This is a genomic window from Jonesia denitrificans DSM 20603 (genome assembly GCF_000024065.1).
In the GTDB taxonomy this organism is placed as follows: domain Bacteria; phylum Actinomycetota; class Actinomycetes; order Actinomycetales; family Cellulomonadaceae; genus Jonesia; species Jonesia denitrificans.
Genome location: NC_013174.1, coordinates 551,855 through 565,201, shown reverse-complemented (window position 1 = coordinate 565,201; position 13,347 = coordinate 551,855). Strand labels below are relative to the sequence as shown.

Annotated in this window: 13 protein-coding genes; 6 read left to right on the top strand and 7 right to left on the bottom strand. The window is 57.9% G+C overall.

Going from position 1 to position 13,347, the window contains the following annotated elements; translation table 11 throughout:
• Positions 1–28: 28 nt before the first annotated feature.
• Positions 29–673 (bottom strand): histidine phosphatase family protein, encoded by a 645-nt coding sequence (locus tag JDEN_RS02585; RefSeq protein WP_015770813.1) that lies wholly within the window; start codon positions 671–673, stop codon positions 29–31.
• A 37-nt stretch (positions 674–710) separates the two neighbouring features.
• Positions 711–1,196: a MarR family winged helix-turn-helix transcriptional regulator gene (locus JDEN_RS02580; RefSeq protein ID WP_015770812.1), complete on the bottom strand. Its 486-nt coding sequence runs from the start codon at positions 1,194–1,196 to the stop codon at positions 711–713.
• A 260-nt stretch (positions 1,197–1,456) separates the two neighbouring features.
• On the opposite strand from JDEN_RS02580, the gene JDEN_RS02575 reads away from it, so the two are divergent.
• Positions 1,457–2,002: a YceI family protein gene (locus tag JDEN_RS02575; protein ID WP_015770811.1), complete on the top strand. Its 546-nt coding sequence runs from the start codon at positions 1,457–1,459 to the stop codon at positions 2,000–2,002.
• Positions 2,003–2,082: 80 nt separating this feature from the next.
• Here JDEN_RS02575 and JDEN_RS02570 read toward each other — a convergent pair whose 3' ends face one another.
• The 4 genes from JDEN_RS02570 to JDEN_RS02555 form a co-directional block, all read right to left on the bottom strand.
• The gene (locus tag JDEN_RS02570) at positions 2,083–2,346 is read right to left on the bottom strand and encodes a glutaredoxin family protein (protein ID WP_015770810.1); all 264 of its coding nucleotides are present in this window, start codon (positions 2,344–2,346) and stop codon (positions 2,083–2,085) included.
• 61 nt (positions 2,347–2,407) lie between these two features.
• On the bottom strand, positions 2,408–3,508 hold the full coding sequence (locus JDEN_RS02565; protein ID WP_015770809.1) for an arabinan endo-1,5-alpha-L-arabinosidase: 1,101 nt from the start codon (positions 3,506–3,508) through the stop codon (positions 2,408–2,410).
• A gap of 32 nt (positions 3,509–3,540) precedes the next feature.
• Positions 3,541–5,064: an arabinosylfuranosidase ArfA gene (arfA, locus tag JDEN_RS02560; RefSeq protein ID WP_015770808.1), complete on the bottom strand. Its 1,524-nt coding sequence runs from the start codon at positions 5,062–5,064 to the stop codon at positions 3,541–3,543.
• 27 nt (positions 5,065–5,091) lie between these two features.
• Positions 5,092–6,399, bottom strand: a complete 1,308-nt coding sequence (locus tag JDEN_RS02555; protein WP_015770807.1) for a glycoside hydrolase family 27 protein — start codon at positions 6,397–6,399, stop codon at positions 5,092–5,094.
• A gap of 346 nt (positions 6,400–6,745) precedes the next feature.
• On the opposite strand from JDEN_RS02555, the gene JDEN_RS02550 reads away from it, so the two are divergent.
• The 5 genes from JDEN_RS02550 to JDEN_RS02530 all read left to right on the top strand — a co-directional run bounded on the left by JDEN_RS02550 (position 6,746) and on the right by JDEN_RS02530 (position 12,235).
• Entirely contained in the window at positions 6,746–8,089 is a 1,344-nt protein-coding gene (locus tag JDEN_RS02550; RefSeq protein WP_015770806.1) for an ABC transporter substrate-binding protein, read from the top strand.
• 56 nt (positions 8,090–8,145) lie between these two features.
• Entirely contained in the window at positions 8,146–9,102 is a 957-nt protein-coding gene (locus tag JDEN_RS02545) for a carbohydrate ABC transporter permease (protein ID WP_015770805.1), read from the top strand.
• 8 nt (positions 9,103–9,110) lie between these two features.
• The gene (locus JDEN_RS02540; RefSeq protein WP_015770804.1) at positions 9,111–10,067 is read left to right on the top strand and encodes a carbohydrate ABC transporter permease; all 957 of its coding nucleotides are present in this window, start codon (positions 9,111–9,113) and stop codon (positions 10,065–10,067) included.
• Between the two features lie 8 nt (positions 10,068–10,075).
• Complete coding sequence (locus JDEN_RS02535; RefSeq protein WP_015770803.1) at positions 10,076–11,446, top strand: arabinan endo-1,5-alpha-L-arabinosidase; 1,371 nt, start codon at positions 10,076–10,078, stop codon at positions 11,444–11,446.
• Positions 11,447–11,524: 78 nt separating this feature from the next.
• Positions 11,525–12,235 (top strand): YesL family protein, encoded by a 711-nt coding sequence (locus JDEN_RS02530; protein WP_015770802.1) that lies wholly within the window; start codon positions 11,525–11,527, stop codon positions 12,233–12,235.
• Here JDEN_RS02530 and JDEN_RS02525 read toward each other — a convergent pair.
• A complete protein-coding gene (locus tag JDEN_RS02525; protein ID WP_041287792.1) occupies positions 12,200–13,234 on the bottom strand; it encodes a LacI family DNA-binding transcriptional regulator in 1,035 nt (344 codons plus the stop codon). The genes JDEN_RS02530 and JDEN_RS02525 overlap by 36 nt on opposite strands.
• Between the last annotated feature and the right edge of the window lie 113 nt (positions 13,235–13,347).

The following is a 13,347-nucleotide window of genomic DNA, read 5'->3' as shown; positions in this document are numbered from 1 at the left end:
GCATTTGCCTGTGAAGATTCTGGGAAAGTTACGCGCCGGCAACTCGCGATGCGCCCGGATACAGGTCTGCAACCGGTTCACTGTAATTGACCGCAACAAGAACGTCATTGGTGAATGTCAACGAGGTCAGTGACGCCAAATTGCATTCGCGTTTACGCGGATCGTGCCACAACTTCTTCTTCTCATACGCTTGCCGAGCAATCCAGATGGGAAGCTGATGCGAGACGAGCAACGCCTCATGTCCACGCGCACGCTCACGTGCTGCGTCCACGGCAGCGTGCATCCGAGCGACCTGCTCTTTGTACGCTTCCCCCCAGGAAGGACGAAAGGGGTTGATGAGGCGCGGCCAGTGCTCTGGGTGACGTAAGGAGCCGTCGCCCACACCGAAAGTTTTCCCCTCAAAGTAGTTTTCCGCCTCAATGAGCCGCTCATCTGTGATGATGTCAAGACCATACGTTGCGGCAGTGGGAGCAGCTGTTTCCTGTGCACGCTGCAACGGCGAAGCCACGACAGCAGTGATGTCATGCCCTCCGTCGTGAAGGTGGGTTGCCACTCGCGCGGCCATTTCTTGACCCAGCTCAGACAACCGGTAGTGGGGCAATCTCCCGTACAAGATTTTGTCAGGGTTGTGGACCTCGCCGTGGCGCAGCAAATGCACGATCGTTGTAGACATGCCTCAAGTCTTACAGACTGCGCCACGCAATGGCAGGTCAGTCCTCGTGACTTTCATCTGACACAACCTGGACCAACCGTTCGAAAACTGCCCCCAGGACAGCCAACTCTTCGTCACTGATCACATCGATGAGGCGGGCACGAACTGAGGCCACGTGAATGGGGGCAGCTCTGCGCAACACGTCATGCCCAAGTCTGGTCATGACGCAGTTCACCCCTCGCCCATCGCGTGGAGTGTGCGCCCGATAGACCAGCCCTCTCCCCTCCAGCCTGCGGACAGTGTGGGTGATCCGCGAGCGCGACTGAGCCAGTTCCTGGGCGAGTTCGGACATCCGCATGGTGCGCAGGTCTCGCTCGGATAGGCGCACGAGAATTTCGTACTCGCTGAGCGATAGTTGGGTCGCTGATTCGAGGTCTCGCGCGAGTGCATCCCAGAGCCGAGCATTACCCTCGAGGTAACGCCGCCAGTGCTGCTGCTGTTCTGGTGTGAGCCAGTTGGTGAACTCTGTGGTCTCCGCGCTCATGCATCCCCCTGCTTGGCACACTGCGTGCGTCATGGACAAATCGGTACCCAAAATACCTGATGTGATTCTTGTGCGTCCTGGGACCTCACATCCTGGTTGGTCGCGTGGACAGGTGAACCTGTGACGTCAGGCCAGTAAATATTTGATTGTTCAAGTAGCGCTTGCGTCGCGTGTGCATTTTGATTAGAGTGAAGGAACGAATTACTTGAAGCCTCAACTATTGAGCCTTCAACCACATCCCAGAAACCCAAGGAGACACCATGACCGCGATCCCCACAGAAGTCACCCCAGGCACCTACACCGTCGACGCAAGCCACTCCAGCGCATCATTCACTGTGCGCCACGCCGGCATCTCCAAAGTCCGCGGCAACGTACCCATCACATCCGCCACCATCACCATCGCCGACGCCATTGAAGCTTCCAGCGTCGTTGCTGAACTCGACGCCACCGGCATCGACACCGGCTCAGCCGACCGCGACGGTCACCTCAAGTCCGCTGACTTCTTCAACGTCGACGCCAACCCCACCTGGACCTTCACCTCGACCTCCGTAACCGGAACACCTGACGACCTCACCGTCACCGGAGACCTCACCATCAACGGCGTCACCCGCTCCGTTGACATCGACGTCGAGTACACCGGCGCAGCAACCGACCCATTTGGTAACGCCCGCACCGCATTCGAAGGAAACCTCGAAATCTCGCGCAAAGACTTCGGTCTCACCTGGAACGCCGCCCTCGAAACCGGTGGCGTCCTGGTTGGCGACAAAGTCAAGATCGCACTCGACATCTCCGCCATCAAAGGCTGACACAGTCCACACACAGATGGGTGGGGTCCAACGCAACCACGTTGGACCCCACCCATCTGTTATGACACGAATAATTCAGGCTAGCCACCCGGCTGTGACCGCTCAACTGCTCGGCGCAATCGCTGACTATCGATGTGCCAAAACCCCTGTTGCACACCGCCAACCTCCACCACAGGAACGTACTCGCCAAAGGCTGCGATCAAACTGGGTGAGTCATCAATAAGGATCTCCGTCCAGGTTGCTCCCACGTCACGACACACCCGTTCCACCGTGGCCCGCGCATCATCACACAGTGGGCAGGTCGACCGAGAATACAGGACCACAAGAGCGTCAGAGGCAGCCATACCCCCATGCTAGTGACCCGGTTGGCTAACAAGCCCCTGCACAAGCCCACCGACCTGTAGATCACCCTTCGGGCAATAACTCCTCGTCCTGCGGTGTGGTCACAATCGGCCACCCATCGTCGGTCCACGCAAGCTCACGCAAACCTAACTGGAACATTCCCCCCAAGTCCTTGTCATAATAGTGAAACGCCAGGACATCCTTGTTTCCTACCCGAGCAACAGACTGGCCCCCAGGCCCAATCATGGTCCCCACGGTACCCAGCAACGGGCGGCCTCCGTCCTCAGTCAACGCAACCCCTGCATCGTCAACATAAGGGCCTGTGATGTCACGCGAGCGCCCCACCGCCATGTTGTAGGTCGAATCAGTCCCCTGGCAACATGAATCACGGGAGAAGAACAGGTAATACCACCCCTCCCGCTCATAAAGGAACCCGGCCTCAATCGCATTGGGGGCATACCCGCGATCAGCAACCTGGACCGGTTCTACCCCAGAACTGCCCAGCGGATCGTCAGTGACACCTGCTTGTCCAGGAAGCTTGCCCGACGGCCACTCCAAGGGGACCATAAAGAGCCCTTCCCAGAAGGACCCAAACACCATCCACGGCTCACCGTGCGCATCGGTAATCACCCCGGGGTCAATCGCATTAAACGGTGACGAACCCGTTGACCGCACTACCTCACCCTGATCCTCCCACCGATACTCAGGATCATCAGGGTCCAAGGTTGTGTTCGTGTACAACCCAATAAGTGAGGTATTCGACCCGAAAGTCGACGCCGAGTAGTACATGTAATACACACCGTCATGCGCGACTACCTCTGGTGCCCAAAAATTATCCACACCCGAAATCAGTTCCCGCGCCCAGTACGGTTCATCCTCAGCACGCCACGCGGGACCCACCTCATCCCACGTCTTGCCCTGATCGGTAGACTGACGCACTTGCGGTGACCCTAAGCCCACAGCACCATTTCCCGTGGAATACACGTACCACACATCATCGATGGTGTCCGTTGTCCCGCCATCGTCAATAATGAGAGCAGGATCATGGGTGTCCACGGACCCCGAAGGCTCCCACTGCACCGCGTACGGTGCAGTGGGAGCACACCCGCTCGTGACGGCGACAGCGATCACAACCGCAACCGCAGCTACCTGAGAACTACGCACAACTACTCCTTCACAGCGGGTCAGCAACCAGATCAGCGGGTCAGATGCAGATGCGTCCAAGAGATTGCCGGAACAGTCACGGTCACTGTGTGCCCCTCACGCGTGGCGCTCTCATTGGTCTGAACTGCAACGGTCGCATCGTCATCCGCAGTGGCCTGCCACGTGTGGTCACTGTGGGCATACGTCGAGGCTGACACACCAGTCAGTTCAGTGTCTGCCCATTCGGTCAGCGCACGAGTGTCAATGCTGATGGTCGTCTCCCCCTCAAGGGCGCGGTTCACCACGAACACAGACGTCTCCCCCGTGTCAGGATCACGGGTCGCAACCGCATCAATGGTCGGCACCTCACCAAAGCGAGCTGTTGTCATGGTTGGTGAATCAATTCCCACCTGAAGGACATCACCGCGGGCAAACTGCGAGGTCAACGCGAACGGGTGGAACGTTGTTTGCTTATACGCACGCCCCGACTTTTCGGTCATGATCGGCGCGATCACGTTAACCAATTGCGCAAGAGACGCCGAGGCCACACGATCAGTGTGGCGGAGCAACGAGATGAGCAAGTTCCCCACAACAACTGCATCAGCAACGTTGTAGTGGTCCTCCAGAAGAACTGGTGCCACCGGCCAATCGTCCCCCTTGGGCGGTACGGATTCTGCGCGGTCCATGTACCACACGTTCCATTCATCAAAGGAAATCATGATGCGCTTGTCGGTTTTCTTCACCGCCCGCACCCAATCAGCGGCTGCCGTCACCGAGTCAATGAAATGATCCATATTGACTGCTGAGGCCATAAAGGAGGCAAGATCTCCGTCCTTCTCCCAGTAGTAGGCGTGGGCCGAAATCATGTCCACTTGTTCATATGCTTCGTTGAGCACGGTCGCTTCCCACGCACCGAAGGTCTCCATGTCTGAGGCGGAGGACCCACACACAATGAGCTCAATGGTGGGGTCGATCATCCGCATAGCACGGGCTGTTTCAGTAGCGAGGCGCGCATACTCCTCAGCCGTTTTGTGACCGATTTGCCAAGGGCCGTCCATTTCGTTACCCAGGCACCACATCGTGATGCGGTAGGGTTCTTCTCGCCCGTTTTTCCGCCGGAGGTCTGACCAGTAGGTACCACCGGGCACATTGCAGTATTCCAAGAGATCAAGTGCTTCTTGGACGCCCCGTGTCCCAAGGTTGACCGCCATCATGGGTTCAACCCCGGCTTTCTCACACCAAGCCATGTATTCGTCAACACCGACGTGGTTGGGGTCTGAGGAGTGCCAAGCGAGGTCGAGGCGGACGGGGCGTTCTTCGCGTGGTCCAATGCCATCTTCCCACCGGTATCCGGACACGAAGTTCCCACCGGGATACCGCACGGAAGAGACACCAAGCTCTTTGGTGAGTTCGAGAACGTCAGTGCGAAACCCGTCAGCGTCGGCGCTGGGGTGTTCTGGTTCGTAGATTCCTTCGTACACGCAACGGCCAAGGTGCTCCACAAACGCACCGAAGGTGCGGCGGCGAACTGGGCCGACAGTAAATGCTGGGTCGAGGTGAAGGCGTGCGGTACTCATCATGTGCTCCCTTGCGTCGGTGAGTGGTTAGTGCGAACTGGTGAGCGCCAAGTGGGCGACACCGTGGGCGGGTACAGTCACTGCGATGTGCCGGTAGGGGTGCGTCGCAGTGTCCGTGGTGACGGCATAGTGGCGTCCGGTCCACACATCTGTCGCGCTTGTTGTGTGGGGGGCGGCAATGTCATCAAGGTCGATGATATGGGTGCGTGCAGTGTCATCGAGGTTCATCACTGCGACGTGGCGCGTGGGCGCGTGGGCAGGGGTGAGCCACACCCGGGTTTTTCCTTCAGCAAGGATGCAGTGCGCTGCAATGCCTTGGCGGTAGTGCTCAAGAACCGCACTGTTGGTGAGGAGCTCGAAGGTGACATCACTACTCGTGGCAAGATCACCGCCCATCATGAGAGGCGACTGAGCCAGTGTCCATGCGGACATGAGGGTCCGTTGCTCGGTGATGGTCAAGGCGCTGTTGCGGGGTTGGCCTCGTTCTGCTCTCACGCCGATGCGTCCCAGTGGCAACATGTCCGCGTCCGCCCACGCTCCTGGTGTTTGGTGGGGCGCCCACAGGGCGAGGCGGTCGATTTGGGCGGTGATGTCCTCCCACCGGTCCCACAGGTCATCGCTGATGCGCCACATTGTTGCGTGGGCGGCAAGGTGATCTCGTCGGGTCAGTGAGACCCGTGTTCCGGGCGACAGGGACAGCGTGATTGTTCGGTTGTGGCGGTGTTCAGCACGGGCGATGGCTCGGTGGACGAGTTCGATCTCGCTGGCGTGGTAGGGGGCGAGCATGTCGTCGATTTTGAGGAAGTCGATTCCCCAGCTCGCGAGTTGGTCGATGAGTGCGTCATACCAATCTTGTGCGCCCGGATGTTCGGGGTTGACCCCGTAGTTGTCTGTGTTCCATGGGCACGTGGAGGTGGTGTCAGCGACGTCGCCAGCATAGTGCGACGAGTGGGCGATGGGCAGGTTGTTGGTCACCGCCTGCCGTGGGATTCCACGCATGAGGTGGACACCAAAGGCAAGCCCTTTGGCGTGAATGCTGTGGGCGATGTGGGTGAATCCTGTGGGAGTGCCATTGATGGTTGTGGCGGAGGGGAATCGTTGGGGAACAGGCAGTGGACGACCGTAGCTATCGAGGTGGAGGTCGGCGTTGTCATTGTATCCGCCGGCTTTGGCTGCAGGCTCGTACCATTGGATGTCGCACACGATCGTGTTCCATCCTGATGGCAACAACCGGGCAGCCATGACCTCTGCGTTGGCGAGGAGCTCATGTTCGGTGACGGTTGTCCCGAAGCAGTCCCAGGAGTTCCATCCCATGGGTGGGTGCGATGGACGCATGTGCAGCCCCTTTGCTGATTATCAGTGGGATTGCGGCGCGTGTTCTTGTCCTCAACCCATTTCTACATCGTTGTAAAGGAGTCTACCCAGCCACCCCGGGGGCACGTCAACACCGATCGAGATCAAGGAACGGTCACAATTCTCCATCGATGTAAAATTGTTTCCGTCACACTCTTGACGCCATCGAGCTTGTGGTGCAAGGTTATTTACATCGATGTAGAACAAGTGAATCGACGACGATTCACGACAGTCGCGGGAAGAACATGTGACACCACATATTCTGAAAGTCACCCCACCCCGGTCCGCGCACTGTCCGGATATGCACCACTTCCAGAGAGGAACCGTGATGAAGAAGTCACGCTTTATCCAGGCAGGCGCCGTCCTGCTCACCGCATCACTAGCATTAACCGCATGCAGCGGCGGTTCCGGCGACGACGACGGAACCAAGAAACTCACCTTCATGTTCCGTGGCGGCGAGGACGAAAAGAAAGCCTACGAAGAAGTTGTTGCCACCTACGAAGAGGCAACCGGCGTCGAGGTCGACATCATCGTCACCACCGCTGACGAATACTCCACCAAGCTCAAAGCAGCGATCACAGGACGCCAAGTCCCTGATGTCTTCTACATTGCTCCAGGCGAGGTTCAAGGGTTCGCCAACTCCGGCGTCGTCATGGACATCACCGAGCACGTTGAAAAGTCCGAGATCGTTGACTTCAACAACATCTGGCAGTACGGAGTTGACTCCTACCGGTACGACGGCTCTGTTCAGGGCCAAGGCGCGATCTACGCCATGCCTAAAGACGTTGGCCCCTTCGCCATGGGCTACAACAAGACCATGTTCGAAGAGGCAGGAATCCCTATTCCTGACCCAGACGAGCCCTACACCTTTGAGGAATGGTTGGACGTTGCCAAGAAACTGACCAAAGACACCGATGGCGACGGTGAACTTGACCAGTGGGGTACCGGTCTGAACATCAACTGGAGCTTGCAAGCGTTCGTCTGGTCCAACGGTGGAGACTGGCTCTCAGAAGACGGCAAAACAGTCACTGTCGACACCCCAGAGTTCGCTGAAGCACTCCAATTCATGGCTGATGTTGAACAAAAACACAAAGTCACCCCGTCGACCGCACAAGCTCAAACACTTGACACCTACCAGCGCTGGATGAAGGGCGAGATCGGATTCTTCCCCGTTGGCCCATGGGACGTGTCCACCTACAACGAACTCGACTTCGACTACGACCTCATTCCTTATCCCGTTGGCAAGACCGGTGAACCTGCTACCTGGATTGGAACCCTTGGTATTGCCGCATCCGCCACAACAAAGCACCCTGAAGAAGCGGTCGACCTACTGCTGTACTTGACCGCTGACCCAACCGGCCAAAAAGCGCTTGTCGATGCGAACATCCAGATCCCCAACCTCATTGACATGGCAGCAGAATGGGCAGCTGAAGAGAACGCTGAACCAGCCAACCGTCAAGAATTCCTGGACATCGTGCTTGAATACGGCCGCGCACTGCCCGCCAACCGCACCTACAACGGTGAATGGTATGACGAGCTCTTCACCAACATTCAGCCTGTCATTGACGGCAAGAAAACAGCTGCTGAGTATGTGAAGGAAGCCCAGCCCAAGATGCAGGCGCTCTTGGACCAGGCGAACGCTGACGCAGCACTCGCCGGCGGCGGTAACTGATCACCTGGGAGGGGGTGTACCACGCCCCCTCCCCTCCACCTTTCAGGGAGATAGCGATGGCACTCAACGACGTGGCCACGAATCCTGCGGTGACCGAACCGACACCGAAAAAATCGCGGACGTCAGCGGGCACCTCACGGCTTCACGCCCGGGAACGCAAAATTGGTTTGGCCTTCATTGCAGTCCCACTCATCGGGTTTTCACTGTTTACGGTGTACCCATTGTTCTTCTCGATCTATGCGTCGATGACGAACTGGAATGGTCTTGGCCCCATGCACTTTGTTGGGCTGGAAAACTATCAGCGAATCTTCGCCGACGAGTATTTCCACAAGGCCATGTTCAACACCTTTTTCCTCATGATTGGCATTCCGATCGGGTTGGTGTTGTCGCTTCTCCTTGCCTTGGCGATGAACCGAAAGATGCGGGGAACAACGTTCTTCCGCACCGTGTACTACATTCCGGTTATTTCGTCGCTTGCCGCTATTGCCATCATGTGGCAGTGGGCATTTAACGGGGACTTTGGGTTGATCAACCAAACCCTGGATCTCATCGGTATTGACGGGCCGAACTGGTTGCAGAACACAGCAACAGTGAAACCAGCGATCATCATGATGACTGTGTGGAAGGGCCTTGGCTATTCCATGCTGTTGTATCTTGCTGCCATTCAGTCCGTTCCAGCCTCACTGTATGAGGCAGCGTCGCTGGATGGCGCGGGGGCGGTTCGTAAGTTCTTTGCCATTACGCTCCCTATGGTTCGCCCAGTCACCTTCTTCTTGGTGGTCACCTCCATTATTGGCGGTTCACAGGTGTTTATCGAGGTGAACATTATGACACCCACGGGTGGTCCAGAGTTCAGCTCAGCAACAATGGTGTGGTACATCTGGCAAAAAGCGTTCGACAACCTGCAAATGGGTTACGCCGCTGCGATGTCCATCATCCTTGGCCTGATTATCTTTGTCGTCACGGCGATTCAGTTCCGCATGAACGCCCGTAACTCCTTCTCCATCGAGTGAGGCCCCCAATGACTACTGTTGAGACACCATCTCAGGGCCTCGACCCGATCAAGGCTCCTTCTTCGAAACTTCCACAACTGGGTAAGGGTTCACTGATTACCCGCGGTCAAGGTTTTGGTCCGTCATCATCGGCGGGCAAACAACGACTGGGTAACATCATTGTTGGAATCGTGTTGTCCATTGGTGGAATCATCATGATTGCACCACTGCTATGGACATTGTCCACATCGCTGAAAACACGTGAAGGCGTGTTTGCGTTACCCCCTCAGTGGATTCCAGACCCATTCGTCTGGGAAAACTACGTCCGCATTTGGACTGCCGGTCCATTGTTGTCAGGTATCAAAAACTCACTCATTGTCGCAGGGTCTGTGACCATTGTGGGAACCATCTTCTCCGCACTGGCCGCCTACGCTTTCGCGAAAATGCGTGTTCCCTTCCGTGACGGGTTCTTCCTCATCCTGTTGTCGGGGCTCATGATCCCCTACCCCACGTTAATGATCCCGCAGTTCGTCATGTTCTCGCAGTGGGGGTGGGTAGACACCCTTCTCCCCCTGATCGTGCCAGGGATATTCGGGAACATCATGATGATCTTCTTCCTGCGGCAATACTTGACATCAGTTCCTGACTCCATGCTTGAAGCAGCAAAAATTGACGGTGCCGGGTACTTGCAAACATTTGGCCGCATGGTGGTTCCGCTCATCCGCCCGGCGATCGCTGCACAGTTCATCTTGTGGTTCATGGCGATTTGGAATGACTATCTCGCTCCAATCATCTACTTGAACACCCCAGAGAAACAGACCTTGCAGTTGGTGATTGCCTCGTTTAACGCACAGTACGCCATCCAAACGGACTATCCGCTGATTATGGCTGCGTCCTTTGTTGCTCTCATCCCTGTCTTGCTGATCTTCTTGATCTTCCAACGCCAGATCATCGAATCCATCGCGTTGACCGGATCGAAGGGATAAGGAAACTCATGACTGAACCGGCGCTCCGAGAGGGTGTGTCCGTGTCAGTGGATCCAACACTGTGGGGTCTGCGCCATGCGCACGACCCCACAGTTGTTCGTGACGACGAAGGTCGCTACGTCATGGTGTCCACAGACGCGTGTTCACAAGGTGCAGCACCCGCAGGAGTTCATGTGCGGGTTTCCGATGATTTAGTGACCTGGAAGTGGGCGGGAACAGCGTTCAACGGAATCCCTGCCAGTGCCCGCCACCACACGCAAGCTCAAGGGCTTTGGGCTCCTGACCTTGTCCGGTGGCGCGGCGCTGAAGGAACCGATTCTGCGTGGCGGATGTATTGGTCGGCGTCATCGTTTGGATCGCGCACCTCCGCAATCGGGATGGCCTCTGCACCTACCCCCCACGGTCCATGGCACGATGACGGTGTCGTCGTCGCTACCGACCACGAGTATTCTTCCCACAACGCTATTGATGCGTGCGTGATGTGGGATAGCAACAGTGTTCCCTGGCTCGCCTATGGTTCCTTTTTCTCGGGTCTGTATGTGCTCGAACTTGACCCGGTCACAGGCCACCCACGCTACCCGGGGGCAGTCGGGGAGCGCATCGTTGCTCGCCCTCGTGTGGTTGAGGGTGCGGTTGAAGGACCATTCCTGCGAGCTGGTGACCCCGCCTCACGCGGCCAGGTGACCCTGTTTGTCTCGTTCGATTCGCTGTTCAACGCCTACGATGTGCGGGTCGCGCAAGCCGACCGCGCGCTCGGACCGTTTCGTGATCGTGCCGGAAACAGGCTTTTGGACCGGCGTCTGATGGACGACACCGCAACATTGGACCCCACTCAGGTGGGAACCCGCCTCGTGGTTGGCCATCACTTCCCCGGGCTTCCCACAGTGATTGCTCCTGGGCATTGCAGTGTCTTTCGTGATGATGATGGCTCAGAGTTCTTAGTCCACCACACCCGGTTCGCCGAGTTCCCCGGTGAGCATGAAGCGCAGATCCGCCGCTTGCTCTTCGTACCGTCCGGGTGGCCAGTGGTCTCGCCGTTGCCGTATCACGGTGAACCTCGAACCGTTGCTCGTGGTGGCACAGGACCTGAGGAGTCAGGCACATGGGAAGTGCTGGATTTGTCCCACCCTGCTCGCACCGTGCCTGTGACCATACCTCATGGGTTCCCGGACCACTTGCGTCAGGCACCGGTGGTCGACTCAGTCACCGTGGATGTGTCCAGTCTCGGGCTTGGCCCTGTCCTGGCGCTGACAGAGTATGTCACGTTCCCGGTCACCACGCCATCAGGCGATGTGTCTGTGGGGTTTGCCGGGTACCGTGAGGTGGACGGAGTACCCGTTCATGTCAGCGGGTTCCGACAACCTCGCACGGACGCGTAGCTGGTGCACGTGCCGGTGGGGCGTGACCTGACGGTCAATGCCCCACCGGCGGGTGTCCACAAAGAATAGGAGGCCCCCATGGGCTGGGCACAGCGTGTCATGGTATTCCTCAACGTGGCCACTCAGCTTGTTCTCATCAACGTGTTGTGGCTCCTTGGGACCCTTGCTGGAGGCGTGGTCCTAGGTGTTCTTCCGGCATCGGTGAGCGCTGCGCGTCTTGTGACAGCGCTCTTTTTGGGGTCACCTTCAGATGCTCTGTGGCGCGACTTTTGGCTGTGGTGGCAGCATTCGTGGGCGAGTGCTCACCGCCGCGGCTGGCCTTTTGGTGTGGTTGTTGTGCTTAGTGTTGCGGACTTGTGGGCGTTCCGGGTGGCGCAGCTCAACGATCTTCAGACCGCCACATTTTTCCTCATCCCGTTTCTTGTGGTCACAGCGCTTTCTGCGGTGGCGTTCAGTTTCTTTTTGGCTACGGAGTTACGGTATCGGGACACGTTTGCCGCGACGTGGCGTTTTGTTCTGCTCGCTCCATTGACATTCGTGGGCACATCGGCCGCTATCCTGCTTGTCCTCACCGCTTTCATGATGCTGACCTGGCAGTTTCCGTTGGCCGTGGTCCTCGCAGGATGGGTTGTTCCGGTCGCGTTGCCTGCGGTGATGGCGGGGTCCTCACTGGATCGTCGGCTGGCACCGGGTTTCCCACCTGACGATGCGCTCCTCACCAACGCTGATGCGGAACGTTCAGCACGGATCACCTCACGCAGTGACCAGGGTGGTTCCGTCGCCCCCTGATGAGGCGCGGGCAATGATCGTGTAGTCAGCAATGATTTTCTGTGGGGTGTGGTCATCCGTTGGTTGCTCAATGCGTTCGTGCAGGAGATCCACGGCGGTCCTGGCAATGTGGTCACGCCCCGGATCAACCGATGACAGCGGAGGAAACGAGTAGCGCGCATCGTCAATGTCATCGAACCCGATGACTTTGACCTGATCAGGCACTGCAACACGGCGCGTGTGGAGCGCGTACAGCGCCCCCAATGCCATTGCGTCGTTGAGAGCGAAGATCCCGTCAAACTCCACACCGTCGTCAAGTAACTGGAACAGGGCTTGGGCCCCGGTTGATCGGTGCCACAGCCCTGCCTCCCGGATCAACGTCGGATCGGCGTCGATCCCGTGGTCTGCGAGCGCCTGAAGATATCCCTCGGTCCGGAGCTTCGCAGACCCCATCACTTCACCTTCGTGGGCCCCGATCACGGCGATGCGCTGGCATCCTTGCGTGATGAGGTGGCTGGTGGCGGCTCGTGCGCCTTCGACGTTGTGCATGGTGACGTGGTCTGCGTTCGCGTTGAAGACACGTTCTCCCAGGAGGACGAGAGGGTAACGGACGGTGAAGGTGTCGACGTCGTCTGGGCCAAGCGCGAGGGGGGACATGATGAGACCGTCGGTGAGTTGTCGACGGTGGCCGTGGAGTGCTTCACGTTCGCGGGCGGGGTCGGCGCCTGTCTGTTCGATGAGGACGGTCAGGCCGCGTGCTTCGGCGTGTTGGATGACGGCGTCGGCGAGTTGGGCGAAGTAGGGAAGTGACAGTTCAGGGACGGCAAGGCCGATCATGCCGGTTTTTCCTGAGCGCAGTGACCGTGCGGTGGCGTTCATCTGGTAGCCGAGATCCGCGATGGCGCTGAGCACTTTTTCTTTTGTGGTGTCGCGGATGTAAGGGTAACCGTTGACCACGTTTGACACCGTTTTCACTGACACACCCGCGGCCCGGGCAACATCCTGCATGGTGACTGCCATGACCGTCACGCACCCCTTACTTCTTCAACGATGGAAAGCACTCAACCTCGCGCTTTATCACACTCTACGCGATCGGGCCGCCGCAGTAACGCAACAGGGCCCCTAGCACATGC

Coding starts and splice junctions, on each gene's coding strand:
- JDEN_RS02585 (WP_015770813.1), bottom strand. CDS start 673: ATGTCTACAACGATCGTGCATTTGCTGCGCCACGGCGAGGTCCACAAC.
- JDEN_RS02580 (WP_015770812.1), bottom strand. CDS start 1,196: ATGAGCGCGGAGACCACAGAGTTCACCAACTGGCTCACACCAGAACAG.
- JDEN_RS02575 (WP_015770811.1), top strand. CDS start 1,457: ATGACCGCGATCCCCACAGAAGTCACCCCAGGCACCTACACCGTCGAC.
- JDEN_RS02570 (WP_015770810.1), bottom strand. CDS start 2,346: ATGGCTGCCTCTGACGCTCTTGTGGTCCTGTATTCTCGGTCGACCTGC.
- arfA (WP_015770808.1), bottom strand. CDS start 5,064: ATGAGTACCGCACGCCTTCACCTCGACCCAGCATTTACTGTCGGCCCA.
- JDEN_RS02555 (WP_015770807.1), bottom strand. CDS start 6,399: ATGCGTCCATCGCACCCACCCATGGGATGGAACTCCTGGGACTGCTTC.
- JDEN_RS02550 (WP_015770806.1), top strand. CDS start 6,746: ATGAAGAAGTCACGCTTTATCCAGGCAGGCGCCGTCCTGCTCACCGCA.
- JDEN_RS02545 (WP_015770805.1), top strand. CDS start 8,146: ATGGCACTCAACGACGTGGCCACGAATCCTGCGGTGACCGAACCGACA.
- JDEN_RS02540 (WP_015770804.1), top strand. CDS start 9,111: ATGACTACTGTTGAGACACCATCTCAGGGCCTCGACCCGATCAAGGCT.
- JDEN_RS02535 (WP_015770803.1), top strand. CDS start 10,076: ATGACTGAACCGGCGCTCCGAGAGGGTGTGTCCGTGTCAGTGGATCCA.
- JDEN_RS02530 (WP_015770802.1), top strand. CDS start 11,525: ATGGGCTGGGCACAGCGTGTCATGGTATTCCTCAACGTGGCCACTCAG.
- JDEN_RS02525 (WP_041287792.1), bottom strand. CDS start 13,234: ATGGCAGTCACCATGCAGGATGTTGCCCGGGCCGCGGGTGTGTCAGTG.